This window comes from Actinocorallia herbida (assembly GCF_003751225.1).
Classification (GTDB): Bacteria; Actinomycetota; Actinomycetes; order Streptosporangiales; family Streptosporangiaceae; genus Actinocorallia; species Actinocorallia herbida.
The window spans coordinates 7,928,877-7,946,553 of record NZ_RJKE01000001.1 but is presented as its reverse complement, the minus strand read 5'-3'; the positions used below and the strand labels follow the sequence as shown (position 1 = coordinate 7,946,553).

The 17,677-nt window shown below is 72.0% G+C and carries 9 protein-coding genes and 1 tRNA gene; 2 read left to right on the top strand and 8 right to left on the bottom strand.

The window, feature by feature from the left end:
• Positions 1 to 28: 28 nt before the first annotated feature.
• The 3 genes from EDD29_RS36085 to EDD29_RS36075 form a co-directional block, all read right to left on the bottom strand.
• Positions 29 to 105: transfer RNA gene (locus EDD29_RS36085), tRNA-Lys, on the bottom strand.
• A gap of 79 nt (positions 106 to 184) precedes the next feature.
• Positions 185 to 988, bottom strand: a complete 804-nt coding sequence (locus EDD29_RS36080; RefSeq protein ID WP_123668697.1) for an enoyl-CoA hydratase — start codon at positions 986 to 988, stop codon at positions 185 to 187.
• Positions 989 to 1,010: 22 nt separating this feature from the next.
• Positions 1,011 to 10,556 (bottom strand): non-ribosomal peptide synthetase, encoded by a 9,546-nt coding sequence (locus tag EDD29_RS36075; RefSeq protein WP_123668696.1) that lies wholly within the window; start codon positions 10,554 to 10,556, stop codon positions 1,011 to 1,013.
• Positions 10,557 to 10,868: 312 nt separating this feature from the next.
• Between EDD29_RS36075 and EDD29_RS36070 the strand changes: the two genes are divergently transcribed.
• Both EDD29_RS36070 and EDD29_RS36065 read left to right on the top strand, forming a co-directional pair.
• On the top strand, positions 10,869 to 11,789 hold the full coding sequence (locus EDD29_RS36070; RefSeq protein ID WP_170201712.1) for an alpha/beta hydrolase family protein: 921 nt from the start codon (positions 10,869 to 10,871) through the stop codon (positions 11,787 to 11,789).
• A 167-nt stretch (positions 11,790 to 11,956) separates the two neighbouring features.
• On the top strand, positions 11,957 to 13,144 hold the full coding sequence (locus tag EDD29_RS36065; protein WP_123668694.1) for a cytochrome P450: 1,188 nt from the start codon (positions 11,957 to 11,959) through the stop codon (positions 13,142 to 13,144).
• A gap of 4 nt (positions 13,145 to 13,148) precedes the next feature.
• On the opposite strand, the gene EDD29_RS36060 is transcribed toward EDD29_RS36065, so the two are convergent.
• Genes EDD29_RS36060 through EDD29_RS36040 form a run of 5 tightly spaced genes read right to left on the bottom strand, consistent with a single transcriptional unit; the run spans position 13,149 to position 17,320 of the window.
• Complete coding sequence (locus EDD29_RS36060) at positions 13,149 to 14,360, bottom strand: cytochrome P450 (protein ID WP_123668693.1); 1,212 nt, start codon at positions 14,358 to 14,360, stop codon at positions 13,149 to 13,151.
• On the bottom strand, positions 14,357 to 14,956 hold the full coding sequence (locus EDD29_RS36055; protein ID WP_123668692.1) for a GTP-binding protein: 600 nt from the start codon (positions 14,954 to 14,956) through the stop codon (positions 14,357 to 14,359). The genes EDD29_RS36060 and EDD29_RS36055 overlap by 4 nt, the downstream gene beginning before the upstream one ends.
• Positions 14,937 to 15,293, bottom strand: coding sequence for a DUF742 domain-containing protein (locus EDD29_RS36050; RefSeq protein ID WP_123668691.1), 357 nt, complete (start codon positions 15,291 to 15,293; stop codon positions 14,937 to 14,939). The genes EDD29_RS36055 and EDD29_RS36050 overlap by 20 nt, the downstream gene beginning before the upstream one ends.
• Positions 15,290 to 15,715, bottom strand: a complete 426-nt coding sequence (locus EDD29_RS36045) for a roadblock/LC7 domain-containing protein (RefSeq protein ID WP_123668690.1) — start codon at positions 15,713 to 15,715, stop codon at positions 15,290 to 15,292. The genes EDD29_RS36050 and EDD29_RS36045 overlap by 4 nt, the downstream gene beginning before the upstream one ends.
• An 18-nt stretch (positions 15,716 to 15,733) precedes the next feature.
• The gene (locus EDD29_RS36040) at positions 15,734 to 17,320 is read right to left on the bottom strand and encodes a sensor histidine kinase (RefSeq protein ID WP_123668689.1); all 1,587 of its coding nucleotides are present in this window, start codon (positions 17,318 to 17,320) and stop codon (positions 15,734 to 15,736) included.
• Positions 17,321 to 17,677 lie beyond the last annotated feature (357 nt).

The window sequence follows — 17,677 nt, the reverse complement described above, 5'->3', positions numbered from 1 at the left end:
GTTCCGGGGGGAACGGGCTCGATCTTTGTGGTGCGCCGCCAGGGACTCGAACCCCGGACCCGCTGATTAAGAGTCAGCTGCTCTAACCAACTGAGCTAGCGGCGCGGGTTGTTGAGCAGTGCTTCGCTCGACGTGGAGAACATTACCAGGAGGCGGGGAGGTGTGCGAATCGGTTTCGGGGGCCCTAGTCGTCGTAGACGGGCGGACGGGACTCGCGGCGGGCGCGGACGGCCTCGTCGAAGTTGCGGGTGGTGAGGCGGACGAGGAGCTGGGCGTAGGTCTCCTGCTCCATGTGGGACTGGAGGCTCGCGGCGTCGAGCGACGACCAGAGCAGGCGCTTGGTCATCTCGGTGCCCAGGCGGCTGAAGGACGCGGTCCGTTCGGCGAGGTCTTCGGCGACGGTGAGGAGGTCGTCGCCGGGGACGGTCCGGGAGACGAGTCCGATCCTTTCGGCCTCGCCGGAGTCGACGTCCCTGCCGGACAGCATGATCTCGAAGGCGCGGGAGGAGCCGATGGCCCGGGGGAGCAGGTAGGACAGGCCGAGCTCGGCGGCGGTGAGGCCGTTGGTGATGCCCGCCGCGCGGAACACCGCGCTTTCCGCCGCGATCCGCACGTCGGCGGCCATCGCCAGGCAGAAGCCGCCCCCGATGGCGGGGCCGTTCACCGCGGCGATGACGGGCTGGTGGGCCTGGCGCAGGGCGAGGACGACCCGGTCGAGCACCTCCATGGCGCGGCGGGCGATCGAGGGCAGGGTGAGCCCCGCGATGCCCGGGGGAGGGCCGGGGTCGGTGAGGTCGGCGCCGGAGCAGAAGCCCTCGCCCGCCCCGGTCAGCACGATGGCCCGGACGTCGTTGTCGGCGGAGGCGTTCTCGATCGCGTCCCGCAGCGGGACCATGACGTCGAAGGCCATCGCGTTCATCCGGTCGGGGCGGTTCAGCGTGATCCGCGCGATCCCCTTGCGGGGCCTGTCCACCAGTACGTAGCTCACACCCGGAAATCTAGAACACGTTCTACCTATTGCGCCAGGCCGTCTGGAGGGCGTCGATCTCCTTCTGGTCGAGGTCCACGAGGAGGTCCGAGGCGGTGAACCCTCCGGCGTCGCCCATGCGGACGTGTTCTACCAGGCCGTGCAGGGCCGTCGAGAGGTCGTCGGCGAGGGCCCGGACGTCGGAGGACGCCAAGACGTCCTGCGGCCAAGTCAGCGTGACGCGCAGGACGGGGCCGTCCGGACGGTCCTCGGTCACCGCGTTGATCTCCAGCACGTGCGCGACGGGCATCCCCGGGTCCTCTCCGGGCGGCAGCTCCTCCGGTGCGGGGCTCCAGTCGTCCTCCGACGAGGCGACGCGGCCGAGGTAGTTGAAGACGATCTGCGCCTGCGGAAGGTCGCGCAGTTCCTCCGCGGTCTCCTCGTTGAGGTACCTGAGGAGCCCGAATCCGATCCCGTTGTCGGGGACCTTGCGCAGCTGCTCCTTGACGGCCTTGAGGGCCCGCCCGGCGGCGGCCCCGCCCGTCGCGACGTCCTGCCAGTCGGCCGCGCCGGGATCGAGCCGCACCGGGTACAGGCTGGTGAACCACCCGACGGTCCGGGAGAGGTCGACGCCGGGGACGACCTCCTCGCGGCCATGGCCCTCCAGGTCGAGGAGAACACCGCTGCCACGGCCCCCGCGAGTCCGGCGCCAGTGGCCGACGGCGAGGGACAGCCCGGTGAGCAGGACGTCGTCGGGGCCCGCGTGGAACGCCGAGGTGACGTCCGAAAGCAGTGGCCCCGTCGTGTCGGTTCCGATCTCGACGGTGTGCGCCAGCGTGGTCGCCGCGGTGTCCTTGACCGGGTCGAGCGCGCGGGCGCCGAGGCGAGGGTTGGGCCCCTCGACGAGGTCGAGCCAGGTGTCGAGTTCCGCGGCCCGGCCGGGGTCGGCGGCCTCGGCGGTGAGCTTGCCCGCCCAGCGGCGGAACGAGGTCGGCACCGGGGCGAGCGGGGCGTCGGAGACCAGCGCGGTGACCAGGTCGGGCAGCAGGATGCGCCAGGAGACCCCGTCGACGGCCAGGTGGTGGCCCATCACCAGGAGCCTGCCCTGCGCGTCTCCGGCGTCGAACCAGACGGCTTGGACGAGCACACCGCGGTACGGGTCGAGGCGGGCGGCCGCGGCGCGCGCCTCGACGTCCAGGGCGTCGAGCCCGGCGACGCGGCGGACGAGCGGGGCGGCGTCCACGCTCCCGGGATCCGCGACGACGAGGCGGCCGTCCTCCAGACGCGCGCGCAGCATGTCGTGGTGGTCGATGACCGCGCGCAAGGCGTGGACCAGCCTTGCCTCGTCCAGGCCGGGCGGCACCCGGAGCAGCACCGACTGCTGGAAGGCGGTGAGGTCGCCGCCGCGCTCCAGCAGCCACGCGGTGATCGGGGTCGGCGGGACGGCGCCCAGCCCGGCGCCCGGCTCCTCCCGCTCGACCGCGTCGTCGGCGCCCGCCGGACGGGCCGCGGCGGCGAGCGCGGCGACCGTGCGCAGCTGGAACACCTCGCGCGCGGTGATCACCAGGCCGGCCTGCCGCGCCCGCGCGACGAGCTGGATCGCGACGATCGAGTCGCCGCCGAGGTCGAAGAACGCGTCGTCGGAGCCGACCCCGGACACCCCGAGAACCTCGGCGAACAGGGCGGCCATCGTCTCTTCCGCCTCACCCTGCGGCATCCGTCCCGCGCCGCGTTCGGGCGCCGAAGGCTCGGGCAGGGCTCCGCGGTCGAGCTTGCCGTTGGAGGTGAGCGGCAGCCTGTCGAGGATCTGGAACAGCGCGGGGACCATGTGCGAAGGCAGTGTCTCGCCCAACGCGGCCCGCAGCGCCGCGACGTCCAGGGGCGGCCCTTCGGGGTTCGCGGGCACGGCGTAGGCGACGAGCCTGCTGTCCCGCGCGACGACCGCCGCGTCCGCGACCTCGGGCAGGGCCGCGAGGGCGGCCTCGATCTCGCCGAGTTCGATCCGGAAGCCGCGGATCTTCACCTGGTGGTCGGCGCGGCCGAGGTAGTCGAGGGTCCCGTCGGGCAGGTGCCTGGCGAGGTCGCCGGACCGGTACATGCGGCCGCCGGGCTCCGGCCCGTACGGGTCGGCGACGAACCGCCCGGCGCTCAGCGCGGGCCGGTTCAGGTAGCCGCGGGCGAGTCCCGCCCCGGCGACGTAGAGCTCCCCGACGACTCCGGGCGGGACGGGGCGCAGCCGCGCGTCGAGCACATAGGTGCGCAGGTCAGGGATGCCGGTGCCTATGACGGACCCGGGCGCGGTCGCGCACGTCAGCGGATCGAGCGCGGCGTAGGAGACGTGCACGGTCGTCTCCGTGATGCCGTACATGTTGACCAGGAGCGCGTCCCGGCCGTGGGCGTACCAGTCGGCGAGGCGCTTGAGCTCCAGGGCCTCGCCGCCGAAGACCACGTACCGAAGAGCGAGCGGCCGGCCGTCGTCGGAGGCCATCAGCTGGTAGAACGCCGAAGGCGTCTGGTTGAGCACGGTGACGCGCTCGCGGTCGAGGAGGCCGAGGAAGTCCTCGGGGCTCCGGGAGACCGCGTAAGGCACGACGACGAGGCGACCCCCGTAGAGCAGCGCCCCCCACAGCTCCCAGACGGAGAAGTCGAACGCCGCAGAGTGGAACAGCGTCCACACGTCGTCCGGGCCGAACGAGAACCACCGCTCGGTCGAGGACATGAGCCGCAGCACGTTCGCGTGCGGGACGACGACGCCCTTGGGCAGTCCGGTCGAGCCCGACGTGTAGATCACGTACGCGGGGTGGCCGGGATCGAGCGCGACGCCCGGATCGGTGTCGGGCAGGCCCTCGGCGTCGGCGAGCACCGCCTCGTCCACGGTGAGCACGGGCGCGCTGTCGGCGACGGTGTAGGCGATCCGCTCGGCCGGGTAGTCGGGGTCGATCGGCACATAGGCCGCGCCGGACTTGAGGACGCCCAGGATCGCGGCCACGAGGTCGGCGGACCGGGGCAGGGCGACCGCCACGAACCGCTCGGGCCCTGCGCCGCGCTCGATGAGCAGCCGGGCCAGCCGGTTCGCGCGCCGGTTCAGCTCGCCGTACGAGACCTGTTCGCCCTCGTAAGACACCGCGACGGCTTCGGGTGCCCGCGCCGCCCAGCCCTCGAACACCTCGACCACCGACCGCGCCTCGCGAAGGGGGGACCGGGGGACCGCCCGGAGCCCGCCCGTTCCTCCCCTGGCCGGGCCCGCGAGAGCGGCTTCGGCCGAAGGTTCCGCACCGGGGAAGGGCACCGGCGGAAGCGTCTCCAGCAGGCCGTTGGCCCAGTCGTCAAGGATGACGTCCCGCTCGGCGGGCGTGAGCAGGGAATGCGAGGCGACGGGTGCGTCGGGAGCGTCGAGAAACGCCTCAAGGAGCAGCGCGAAGCGGGCCGCGAAGGCGCGCGCCGTAGCCGGGTCGTAGAGGTCGAGTGCGTATTCGAGCTCGCAGACGAGGCCGTCAGGGTCCCCGTCGGGGGTGAAGGTCTCGCTGAGGGCCAGCAGAAGGTCGAAGCGGGCCACCGCGGCGTGCAGCGGCTCCACCCGCGCGCTGAACCCGTCGAGGTCGAGGCTCGCCTCGGGGTTGTTCTGGAAGGTGAGGCCGTGCTGGAAGAGCGGGTGGCGGCCGAGGTGCCGTGGCGGGTTCAGCGCCTCCACGATCCGCTCGAAGGGCAGGTCCTGGTGGGCGTAGGCGGCGAGGTCGGTCTCGCGGACGCGGGCGAGGAGTTCTCGGAAGGTGGGGTCGCCGGAAGTGTCGGTGCGCAGGACGAGCATGTTCACGAACATGCCGATGAGGTCGTCCAGGGCGGCGTCCGTGCGGCCCGCGATGGGTGAGCCGACGGGGACGTCGGTGGCTCCGCTCAGCCGTGACAGCAGCGCGGCGAATGCGGCGCGCGCCACCATGAACTCCGACGTGCGGGTCTCCCGCGCGAACGCCGAGAGCGCGGCGTGCAGGCGCGCGGGCAGGGTGAAGCGCAGGGTGCCGCCCCGGTAGGTGGCCTGCTCCGGGCGGGGCCTGTCGGCGGGCAGAGGCAGTTCCTCCGGGAGCCCGGCCAGGGCCTCGGTCCAGTAGGCGAGCTGCCTTGCGGTGAGGCTCGCGGGGTCGTCGTCGGCGCCGAGCAGCTCCTGCTGCCACAGCGTGTAGTCGGCGTACTGGACGGGCAGCGGCCGCAGGCCGGGCTCGGCGCCCCCCGCACGGGCCGCGTAGGCGGTGACGACGTCACGGGCCAGCGGCGCGAGGGACCAGCCGTCGCCCGCGATGTGGTGCAGCACCAGGAGCGCGACGTGTTCGGTCGGGGACAGCCGGAACAGGTGGGCGCGCAGCGGCGGTTCGGCGGCGATGTCGAACCCTCGGCCGGCGGCCTCGGCGAGCAGCGCGGGCAGCGCGGCGTCGGTGGCGTCGGCGACGGCGAGCGCGGGCACGGCGGTGCGCGGGTCGAGGATCTGCTGGCGCGGCACGCCCGCGGTGTCGGGGAAGACGGTCCGCAGGGACTCGTGCCGGGAGACGACGTCGCCCAGCGCCTTGCGCAGCGCCTCGTGGGAGAGCTCTCCGGTGAGCCGCAGCGCGATCGGCAGGTTGTAGGTCGCCGACGGGCCTTCGAACCGGTTGATGAACCACAGCCGGGCCTGGGCGTAGGACAGCGGGATCGGGGAGGGCCGCTCGGCGGGCAGCAGCGGGGGCCGGGCGGGCACCGCGTCGGCGAGCAGCCCGGCGAGCCCCGCGACGGTCGGGGTCTCGAACAGCGCCCGGACGGGCAGCTCGACCGCGAGGGCGGTCCGCGCCCGCGAGGTGACGCGCATGGCGAGCAGCGAGTTGCCGCCGAGCGCGAAGAAGTCGTCGTCGACGCCGACGCGGTCGGCGCCGAGCAGCTCGCCGAAGATCTCGGCGAGGATCCGCTCCGGCTCGCTGCGCGGCGCCCGGTACACCGCGGTGGCGAGGGCCGAAGGGTCGGGTCTCGGCAGGTTCTTGACGTCGACCTTGCCGTTGGCGGTGAGCGGCAGCGCGTCCAGGACGGTCAGGGCCGAGGGGACCATCGACTCCGGCAGGTGCTCGCGGACGAACGCGAGCAGTTCGGCGGGGTCGATGACGGCGCCCGGCGCGGGCACCACGTAGGCGACGAGCCGGGGGTCGGCCTGCCGGGCGACCCGCCGCCGGACCGCGTCGCGGGTCTCGGCGGCGCCCGGCAGGTCGAGGTCCTCCACGCGCACCGACGGGTCGGCGGCGACGGCGGCGAGCACCGCGCGCAGCCAGCCGCCGAGCCGGGCCGCCGTGGCGGCGCCGAACAGGTCGGTGGCGTACTCGATCGATCCGAGCAGGGTGCCGTCGGGGCCCGGCTCGAACTGGACCTCCAGATCGAACTTGGCGACCCCGGCGTCCACCGGTTCGACCGCGACGGCCAGGCCGTCGACCTCGACGCGCGCGGGAGGGTTGTTCTGGAGGGTGAGCATCACCTGGAACAGCGGGTGCCGGGCGAGGGAGCGCACGGGGTTGAGCAGCTCGACCAGCCGCTCGAAGGGCAGGTCCTGGTGGGCGTAGGCGGCGAGGTCGGTCTCGCGGACACGGGCGAGCAGTTCCGTGAACGCGGGGTCCCCGGAGGTGTCCGAGCGGAGGACGAGGGTGTTGACGAACACGCCGACGACGTCGTCGAGCGCGGCGTCGGAGCGTCCGGCGACGGGGGAGCCGAGGGGGATGTCGGTGCCCGCGCCCAGCCGGGTGAGCAGAGCGGCCAGCGCGGCCTGCACGACCATGAACAGGCTCGCCTGCGCCTGACGGGCGAGCGCGTTGAGCGCGGTGTGGAGGTCGGCGTCGATGGTGAACCGGTAGGTGTCTCCGGCGTATGAGGCGACGGACGGGCGCGCGTGGTCGACCGGCAGAGGGAGCGTGTCGGGCAGCCCGGCAAGGGCGCGCTGCCAGTAGTCGCTCTGACGGGACAGCAGGCTTTCCGGGTCGTCCTCGGACCCGAAGACGGACTCCTGCCATACGGCGTAGTCCCGGTACCGGACGGAAGGCTCGTCCCACTCCGGGGCCTTCCCGGCGGCACGTGCGGTGTAGGCGGCGATGACGTCGGCGGCCAGAGGGGCCATGGACCATCCGTCGCCCGCGATGTGGTGCAGGACGAGGAGCAGGACGTGCTCGGTGGGCGAGACGCGGAAGACCGAGGCGCGCAGCGGCACCGAGGACTCCAGGTCGAACCCGCGCACGGCCTCCGCGCGCAGGGACTCGCCCAGCCCTTCCGGAACGGTCTCGGCGATCCGGAACAACTCGCCGAACGCCGGGTCGCCTTCGCCGTGCGACTCCCAGGGGTGAACGCGCTGCCGAGGCTCGCCGTCCACTTCGGGGAAGGTCGTGCGCAGCGTCTCGTGCCGACCGACGACGTCCGCGAGGGCGGCCGCCAAGGCCGAGGTGTCCAGCGGCCCGGAAAGCCGCAGGGGCACGGGCATGTTGTAGGTGGCCGCGGGGCCTTCGAGCCTGTTCAGGAACCACAGCCTGCGCTGGGCGTAGGACAGCTGGGAGAGCGGGGCGTGCTCGACGCGGCGGAGCTGGGGGAGAGCCGCCTCGCGGGACGCCGCCGCGGCGAGGCCCGCGACCGTCGGGTGCTCGAACAGGTCGCGTACGGACAGCTCTACGCCCAGGGCGGCACGGGCGCGGGCGACGAGCCTCGCCGCGATGAGGGAGTCGCCGCCGAGCGCGAAGAAGTCGGCGTCGGCGCCCGCCTCGGGCAGGCCGAGGAGCTCGGCGAAGATCCCGGCGAGGATCTCCTCGCGCGCGGTGCGCGGCGCACGGGAGGCGGCCGCGGCGAAGACCGGCGCGGGGAGCGCGCGGACGTCGAGCTTGCCGCTGGGCGTGAGCGGCAGCGCGGCGAGCATCACGAAGGCCGCGGGCACCATGTGCTCGGGCAGTTCGGCGGCGAGGAACCCGCGCAGCGCCGCGGAGGCCGAGCCGGGATCTCCGCTCTCGGTGGGCACGACGTAGGCGACGAGCCGCCTGACGCCCCCGTCTTCGCGCACGACCACATGTCCCCGCGCCACCGCGGGATGCCGCCGCAGGACCGTCTCGATCTCGCCGAGTTCGATCCGGAACCCGCGCACCTTGACCTGGGCGTCGGCCCGGCCGAGGTAGTCCAGCACCCCGTCCGGCCGCCGGACGGCGAGGTCGCCGGTGCGGTACATGCGCGCGCCGGGCGCGAACGGGTCGGCGACGAAGCGCTCGGCGGTCAGTCCGGGCCGCCCCAGATAGCCCCGTGCGACCCCGGCGCCCCCGACGTACAGCTCACCCGGCACCCCGACGTGCGAGGGCCGCAGCGAGCCGTCCAGGACGTAGTGGCGCGCGCCGCGGACCGGCCGCCCGATCGGCGCGCCCTCCCCGTCGGGCAGCGGTCCCATCGCGGTGACGATCGTGGTCTCGGTCGGCCCGTACGCGTTGAGCATCACCCGTCCCGGCGCCCACCGGCCGATCAGCTCGGGCGGGCAGGCCTCGCCGCCGACGGAGATCGCGCGCAGCTCGGGGAGCGGCCCTTCGGGGACCGAGGCGAGGACCGAAGGGATGAAGAAGGCGTGCGTCACCCCGGCGAGGCGGTCGCGCAGCTCGCCGCCGACGTTGACGCCGCGCGGGGTCAGCACCAGGCTCGCGCCGGAGGCGAACGCCAGCAGCAGCTCCAGGATCGAGGCGTCGAAGCTCGGCGAGGACCCGCTGAGGACCCGGTCCCCGGGGGAGACGTCGTTCAGCGCGCGCTGGTGGTCGGCGAGTGAGGCGAGCCCTCGGTGGGTGACGAGGACGCCCTTGGGATGCCCTGTGGACCCCGACGTGTAGATGACGTAGGCCGTCTCATCGGGGCGGGCCGCATAGGAGACGGGCTCCGTGGGGGACGAAGGAACGTCGCCGGGAGACAGCCATTCCCGCGCGGGAAGGGCGGGGACGTCCTCGGGAAGGGCGAGGGCGAGCAGCGGACGGCAGTCGTCCAGCATGTACCGCAGCCGCTCGGCGGGGTAGGCCGGGTCCAGAGGCACGTAAGCGGCGCCGGTCTTGCCGGCCGCCACGATCGCCGTGATCAGCTCGGCCGAGCGCGGCAGCGCCAGCGCGACGAGTTCGCCGGGTCCCGCGCCCCGGTCCAGGAGGCGGCGGGCGAGGCGGTCGGCCGCGGACTCCAGCTCGGCGTAGGTCAGCCGCGCGTCGTCGGTCTCCACCGCGACGGCGTCAGGGCGCAGCCCGGCCTGTTCGGCGACGTAAGAGGCGAGCGTGCGGGCCTCGGCCTCCGCCGGTCCGATGAGGGCCTCAGGCTCCGGCCCAAGGGCGAGCCGCCCGTACGGGGTCTCAGGAGCCGCCGACGCGAGGGCGCCGAGGACGGCGAGGAAGGACTCGCGCAGGGAGGCGAGGCTTTCCGGGGTGTAGAGGGCGGGGTTGCCGTCGAAGTCGACGCGCAGCGCCCCCTCGAAGCCGTCGTAGACGTTGACGGCGAGGTCCTGGGTCGGCCCGAGGGCGAGCACGCGCAGGTCGAGCCGGGTCCCCGGCAGTGTGATCGCCTTGTCGAGGCGCAGGATGTTCACGACGGGCCCGTACAGCGGCCGGGGGTCGGCGGCGAGCCCGAGCTCACGCCGCAGCTCCTCGTACCGGTACCGCTGCCGGCGCAGCAGCGCCCCCGCGTCGGCGGTGACGGACCTGACGAACTCCGCGACGGTCAGGGCCGGGTCGATCCTGGTGCGCAGCGGCAGCACGTTGGACATCATCGCCGGGGTCCGCCGCGCGACCGGGGTGGTCCTGGCCGCCACAGGCACGCCGAGGCTCACGTCGTCCGTCCCGGTGGTCCGCGCGGTGAAGGCGGCGGCCGCGGCCAGGAGCAGCCCGGGGACGTTCGTGCCCAGCGCGCGCGCAGGCCCGGAGAGGTCCTCGGTCAGAAGTCCGCCGACCCGGTGGAAGTCGATGGACGGCGGTACGGGGTCGTGCCGCCCGGACGGGCTGCGCACCTCCGGAGGCTCGGCGAACCGCTCCGTCCAGTAGGCGCGGTCGCGCGCGTGCCGCTCGGACGAGGTGTAAGCGATCTCGCCCGCCACGGCGTCGGCGAGCGAGCCGAAGTCGATGTCGGGCTCTTCGCCGCGGAGCACCGCCGCATACGCCGCGGTGGCCTGCCGGATGATGATCTGGCCGCCGTACCCGTCGAGGGCCATGTGGTGCGACCTGACGTAGAAGTACGCCCGTCCCGGTCCGAGCGTCAGCAGGGCGAGCCGGAACAGGGGGTCGGCGCCGAGCCGGAGCGGCGCCCGGAGATCGGCCCGCATCCAACGCTGCGCGGCGGTCTCGGGATCCGATTCCCCCGCGAAATTTACACGGGTCACTGAATTGTCAAGACAATGGCCGGGGGCCTGTCGCGGAACCCCGTCGACGGTCTCGATCCGCACCTGCAGGGCCTCGATTTCGCTCAGTATCCGAGCGGCGACGGAGCAGAGTGTGTCCGGGTCGAAGGCACCGTCCAGGTCGGCGTAAAGGCCGATCTTCAGGGGAAGTTCCGGTGCGAGCTGCTGCGCCGCCCACATGCTGAACTGCGCCGGCGAGAGGTCCATGAATTCAGGACCGTACAGTGGCCCAACTCACCTGGCAACCGGCGCAATTGGCGGCTTTCCCGTCTGCCTGCGGGCTGTGCATCGGCGACAAAACCGCACCCCGTTTCTATCGGGAATTGAGCCGGGCCGGACCCCCGTGGGCGCCCCTCGCGGGCCCGCCACGGTCCCCTCCGAGGCCACTCCGTCACCTTCCGACCGCCCCGCGCCCTTGACCACACCCGTATCCGTCAGGGAAACTCCGTATGCCTAAGTGGAACAATGTTTCACAACGGAAACTCTCCATATGGAACCCCTCTCCTTCGGAGGAAGCCCGTGCGTCTTGGACGTACCCCCCGTCTCGCCGTGGCCGCCGCTCTCGCGGCCGGGCTCCTGTCCACCTTCCAGGCGCCCGCGTCCGCGGTGCCCGTCGTCGCCCACTACTCCAGCCAGGTGGAGAACGACGGCGCCGACGTCTACTACCCGGCCGGCGCGACCGGCCGCCTGCCCGTCGCGCTGCTCATGCAGGGCGCGAAGGTGCACCGGATGTACTACGCGCAGTACGCCGAGGCGATCGCCGCCTACGGCTTCATCGTCGTGGTGCCCAACCACAAGCGCCTGGTCTTCTTCGACCAGAACTACTACCCGTCGCAGACGATGCCCGCCGAGGCCGTCGACTGGATGAACGACGAGGACGCCAACGCCGCCTCGCCGCTCGCCGGCAAGATCGACACCGACAGCCTCGTCCTGCTCGGCCACTCCTTCGGCGGCGCGGCCGCCCTGGGCGTCGCCGAGGAGTCGTGCGGCATCCCGTTCTGCACCACGCTCGGCTACTCCCGGCCGGCCGAGGTGAAGGCCGCCGCGCTGTACGGCACCAACAACAAGCTGCCCCTCTTCGGCACCTTCGCCGCGATGGACAACGACATCCCCGTCCAGCTGCTCCAGGGCACCGTCGACGGCGCCGCGCTCCCGGCCGACGCCGAGTCCTCCTACGGCAAGCTGAAGAACGGGCCGAAGCAGATCGTCCGGATCGCCGGCGCCAACCACTACGGCATCACCAACGTGCAGAGCCCGCCCGGGGCCGAGGCCGAGACCTCGACCCAGACCATCGGGCAGGCCGACAGCATCGCCACCACCGCGCGCTGGGCCGCGCTGTTCCTCAAGGCGCAGCTCGGTGACACCGCGGCGGCCGCGTACGTCTACCAGACCGGTGACGCCGCGGACACCGGTGTGACGGTCACCACGCAGGTCTCCTGACACCGCAGCGCTTTATTGCTCATTGAGCCGTCATCCGGAGGGAAATTGCACTTCGGGTGACGGCTCGTCACGCAAGCAGATCTGGATCTTGTGCCGCTCGCTCCTTAGGGTGAAAGTCGGAAACTTCCCCGACGAGAGGCCTGATCGTGACCGGGACAATTCCCGATATGCTGTCGCCGGAATTCGCTGCGGACCCGTACAGCGCGTACGCAGTCTTCCGTGAGCAGGCGCCCCTCTTCTACCACGAGGCCATGCAGTCCTACGTGGTCTCGCGTTACACGGACGTCGAGCGGGTCTTCAAGGACTCGGCCTTCACTACCGCGAACTACGACTGGCAGCTTGAGCCGGTCCACGGAAAGACCATTGTGCAGTTGAGCGGCCGGGAGCACTCCGTCCGCCGCGCGCTCGTCGCCCCCGCGTTTAGGGGAAGCGAACTCCAGGAGAAGTTCCTGCCGATCATCGAGCGGAACTCCGCGGACCTCATCGACGGGTTCCGGTCGACCGGATCGGCGGATCTCGTCGCCCAATTCGCGACCCGTTTCCCGGTCGGCGTCATCGTGGACATGCTCGGCCTCGACAAGGCCGACCAGCCCAAGTTCCAGAAGTGGTACACCTCGATCATCGCCTTCCTCGGCAACCTGAGCGGCGACGAGCAGGTGACCGCCAGCGGCCTCCAGACCAAGGCCGAGTTCGCCGAGTACATGCTCCCGGTCGTCCAGGCCCGCAGGTCGGCGCTCGGCGACGACCTCCTGTCCACGCTCGTCACCGCCGAGATCGACGGCGAGACCATGAGCGACGAGGACGTGAAGTCCTTCTGCAGCCTTCTGCTCGCCGCGGGCGGGGAGACCACCGACAAGGCGGTCGCGAGCATGTTCGCGCTGCTCCTCCAGCACCCCGAGCAGCTCGCGGCGGTGCGCGAGGACCGCGGCCTCATCTCCGCCGCGTTCGCCGAGACCCTGCGGCTGCGCCCGCCGGTGCACATGATCATGCGCGAGCCCGCGGAAGAGGTGGAGATCGCCGGGGGCGTCATCCCCGCGGGCAAGACCGTCACCGCGCTGATCGGGTCCGCCAACCGCGACCCCGAGCGCTACAAGGACCCGGACTCCTTCAACATCTTCCGGGACGACCTCAACACCACGAGCGCCTTCTCGGCCGCCGCCGACCACCTGGCGTTCGCGCTCGGCCGGCATTTCTGCGTGGGCGCCCTGCTGGCCAAGACCGAGATCGAGGTCGCCACCAACCAGCTGCTCGACGCCCTCCCCGACCTGAAGCTGGCCGACGGCTTCGTCCCGGTCGAGAAGGGCGTCTTCACGCGCGGCCCGGCTTCGCTCCAGGTGGAGTTCACCCCGGCCTGACGCGCTAGAAGTCCATCCGCGCGGTGGGCGTGAAGGTGACGGGCAGGGTGAACAGGCCGCGCATCCACAGCGACGGCCGCCACTGCAGCTCCTTCGCGCTCACCGCGAGCGCCACGTCGGGCAGCCGGTCCAGCAGCACCTCGATCGCCGTCTTCGCGATGACCTCGCCCAGCTCGGGGCCCGGGTAGGGGCAGCCGTGCTCGCCATGCCCGAAGGACATGTGCGCCCGGTTCGTCCCGGTGTGGTGGTAGGACGGGGACACCTGCGGGTCGCGGTTCGCGGCCGCGTATCCCATGACGAGCAGGTCGCCCCGCTTGATCCGGCGCCCGCCCAGCTCGCTGTCGTGCACCGCGAACCGCCCGATGAAGTTCTGCGTCGGGGTGTCCTTCCACAGGACCTCGTTCAGCGCGTGCGAGACGCTGGAGCGGCCGCCCTGGAGCGACACCGAGAAGTCGTCGTCGATGAGCATCAGCCGCAGCGCGTTGCCGATCCAGTTGCCCACCGGCGCCTGCGCGGCGGCCATCACCACGAGCAGGTCGATGATGATCTCGTCGTCGGTCAGCCCCGCGGAGTGCTCGATCAGCCGCGACGGCACGTCCGGCCCGGGGACGGCGTGCTTCTCCGCCACCAGGCGCTGCATCCGCTCCTGGATGCGGCCGTGCGCGAGCGCCGCCTTCTCGTCGACGTCCAAAGACTCCGCGACGTCCTGGACCAGGATCGGGATGTCCTTGTCCGGCAGCCCGAAGAGCTTCGCCAGCACCTGAAGGGTGATCTGCGAGGAGAACTGCGCGATGAGGTCGGCCGAGCCGTCGCCGGAGAACTCGTCGATGAGCACGTCGGCGGCCCGCTCGCAGATCGCGGCGACCTCGGTCCGGTCGAAGATGTCCAGCGCGTCGCCGATCGCGCCCGCGCGCCGCTGGTGCTCGGGGCCCTCGGCGAACATCACCGACGGCGTCCAGCCCACGTACGGCATGAGCGGCCACTCCGCCGAGATGTGCTCCCACTGGTTCCAGCGGCGCGAGTCCCGGGCGAACAGCTGCGGGTTGCTCGTGATGTGGTGCGCCTCCCGGTATCCGATGACGAACCAGGCGGGCACGTCGTCGTCCAGGAGGATCGGCGCGACGGGCCCGTAGGAGCGCCGGATCTCCTCGTACAGATCGGTCGGGTCGGCCGCGATGTGCGTGCCGTACAGACGGATCGGCTCTTCCGCGGTCAAAGCTTGGCCTCCGAGAGACGGGTCAGATGGCGGACCAGCGAGATCAGGACGAGCTTGCACGACTCGCGCATGCGCGCGTCGCAGTCCAGCATGGGCACGTCCGGCGACAGCGACAGCGCGTCCCGCACCTGCTCCAGGCTCGGTTCGGTCGGCTCGAAGCGGTTGACCGCCACGACGAACGGCATTCCGTGGTGTTCGAGCCGGTCGATCGCGTACCAGGAGTCCTTCAACCTGCGGGTGTCCACCAGGACGACCGCGCCGAGGCTGCCGGAGAACAGCTGGTCCCATAGGAACCAGAACCTGTCCTGGCCGGGCGCCCCGAACAGATAGAGGACCTGCTCGGCGTTGAGGGTGATGCGGCCGAAGTCGAACGCGACGGTGGTGGTGCGCTTGCTGGCGACTTTGCCGATGTCGTCGACGCCCACCCCCGCCTGCGTCATGACCTCCTCGGTGCTGAGCGGACTGATCTCGCTCACCGCGCCGACCATCGATGTCTTGCCGACCCCGAAGCCGCCCACGACGACGATCTTCAGACCGTCGGTGGCGGTGCTGCGCAGGGGGGTGCGCGCGGCGGGGTCAGAGACTTTGGAGTCCAAGGAGCACCTGCTTCAGCGTTTCCATGTCGGGGAGTTCGGAGCGCCGGCGCGCGGCGGAGCCGCGCACCGACAGGCGTCCGGTGTCGATGAGGTCGACCAGGAGGAGCTTGACGACGCTGATCGGCAGCCGTAGCTCCGCCGACAGCTCGACGACGGAGACCGGCGATTCGGCCAGCGTCAGGATCTGGGCGTGCTCGGACTGTATGCCGGGGGTCGGCGCCGACTCGGTGAGGACGAGTGTGACGATGTCCAGACCCGTGTCGGCCGCGTCGGTCCGTCCGCCGGTGACGGTGTAGAACCGGTCCGGATCTTCGGTGTCGAGCTGCCGCGGGGTCACGGCGCCGGATCAGGTCGGCGGGGCGCTGCGGTGAGGAACCCGCCGATCTGCTCGACGAGTTCGCTCATGTTGTGCCCGATGACCCCCACGTCGGAGTCTTCGGCGGCGACCACGGCGAGGTGGGCGCCCTCACCGGCGGGCACGATCAGCAGGAGCCCGCCGAGGAACTCGACCATCGCCTGGCCGGGCCCGAGCCGCTGCCCGAACTCCGCCGACGCGCTGAGCGACAGGCTCTGGATCCCCGCGGAGATCGCGGCTAGCTGGTCGGCCTGGTCCACGCCGAGTCCTGTGGTGTAGCACATCTTCAAACCGTCCTTGGACAGCACGAGGATGTGCCGGATGCCTGGCGTTCTCTGCCGCAGCGCCTCCAGCAACCATTCGAGGGTCTGCTCCGTGGCGCTGGTGGAGTCAATGGTGCTCATATCGGGGAAGACCGGTTCCTATCGTTCGTCCTGGGTCTGCGACGCGTCTTTCCCGGCCTGCCGGAAGGCGGCGAACCGGGCCCCTGCCTCGCGAATGTCCGCCGGAGGGGCGGGCTCGGCCGGGAGATCGAGGTGGCCCGCAGCGGCCAGGGCGGCGCCTCGCGGGCGCTTGGGCAGGTCGGACCAGTCACCGCCGGACGACGTCGCCGCGGCCTCCTGGAGGTCCTCAGCGGCGGGCGCGGGGACGGTCACGGTGGGCCGGCCGGTGAGGGCGGCGGGCGGCGAGTCGGGCCGCTGCTGGGTGACCAGCTGGCGCGGGATCATCATGACGACGCCGGTGCCGCCCCGCGAGGACGGCCGGAAGTTCACCTTCAGCCCGTACTTGGAGTTGAGGCGGCCGACGACGGCGAGGCCGAGGCGGGTGCCGGGCATCGTTCGCAGGTCGAACGGGCCGGCGACGAGGGACTCGGCGCGCTGCCGTTCGCGCTTGCGCATGCCGAGGCCGCTGTCCTCGATGGTGATGATGACGCCCGCGTCCTCCTCTTCCAGGTAGACGTGGACCTCGCTGCCGTGCGCCGAGAACGTCGTCGCGTTGTCCATGAGCTCGGCGAGCGCGTGCATGACGCCCTCGGCCGCGTAGCCGACGACCGCGGCCTTGCTCGTGTTGTGCAGCCGGACGCGCCGGTAGGCGTCGATCCGGCCCATCGCGCCGCGCAGGACGCTCTCCATGACGATGGGCTTGGTCCAGCGGCGGCCGGTGCGGCCGCCGCTGAGCAGCGCGATGCTGTCGGCGAGCCGGCCGAGCTGGGAGACCCGGTGGTCGATCTCCAGCAGGTCGGCGAAGACCTTGTCGTCGCCGTACCTGTGCTCCATCTCGCGCAGTTCGGCGAGAAGGCTCGTGGTCTGGGCCTGCACCCGGGCCGCGGCGTTCGCGCACGCGGCCATCGCCGCACCGCCCCGCCGCTCGCCGCTGGTGACCGCCTCGGCGATCTCCTCCAGCAGCCGGTCCAGCTCGGCGTCCGCGGGCCGCTCCAGCGCGGCGAGCACCGTCTCGCGGGACGCGCGCTCGTCGCGGGCGAGGCGCACCATCTCGGGTAGCAGCACATCGGTGAGGCGGGCCGCCTCGAGTTCGTGCCGGGTGGTCGCGGCGGCCGCGGCGGCGGTGCGCTGCTCGGCCGCGTGCAGTTCGGCGGCGACGGTGTGCAGCAGCCGCTGGAGGGTGACGTTCGCCGGACGCCGGATCTCGCCGAGCATGACCTCCAGCGGGGCGCCTTCGCGGGCGCGGCGCACGAGGATCGGCAGGGACTCCTCGCCGATCCGGTACAGCTCGGTCTCGACCCCGTTGAGCTCGGTGCCGACGTGCGCGAACCGCGTGGCGTCCCAGCGGCCGCGGGCCGCGAAGTAGACGGTGAGGGCGCACGACAGGCACAGGGCGAGGGCGGCGCCGCCACCGCCCCAGGCGGTGACCTCGCGGACCTCGGCGGGCACGGTCGTGACGGCCCACACCCAGCCGGCCCCGGAGGCCAGGACACAGCACAGCCAGGCGAGCAGGGCCCGTTCGACCGGCGGACGGGGGGCTTTGGCGGGTGGGGAAGCCGTAGACATGGACCAGGTCCTCATCACGTGACGGACACGATTCTTACGCAGGTGGCAGCATGCCGTATTCGGCGACCTGAAGGGGCATTTTCTGTTATCTCCCGGGGCGGTGTGGCAGCTAACGCGAAGGTTGACACCTGTCCCCGGAGTGTAAATTGTCCCGGTCCAGCGGGTGAAAGCCCAGGTCGTCTCTCCCCGCGGGCCGGATCCGCGGGGGCGCGTTAGTGTTGTAGGTCATAGTTGGTAGTTCGCGTTATCTAATCCATTTGTTGTGAAAAGTCCGTTTAGTGGTGATATGTCCAGTACCGTGCTCCGGCTCGAAGGGTCCGCCCCGGATGTGGGGGCGCCAGGGGCGGCCGAGCGTCG

Bases quoted from the DNA above. Each gene is read 5' to 3' on its own strand.
- EDD29_RS36075 (WP_123668696.1), bottom strand. From the start codon at position 10,556: ATGGACCTCTCGCCGGCGCAGTTCAGCATGTGGGCGGCGCAGCAGCTC.
- EDD29_RS36065 (WP_123668694.1), top strand. From the start codon at position 11,957: ATGCTGTCGCCGGAATTCGCTGCGGACCCGTACAGCGCGTACGCAGTC.
- EDD29_RS36045 (WP_123668690.1), bottom strand. From the start codon at position 15,715: ATGAGCACCATTGACTCCACCAGCGCCACGGAGCAGACCCTCGAATGG.
- EDD29_RS36040 (WP_123668689.1), bottom strand. From the start codon at position 17,320: ATGTCTACGGCTTCCCCACCCGCCAAAGCCCCCCGTCCGCCGGTCGAA.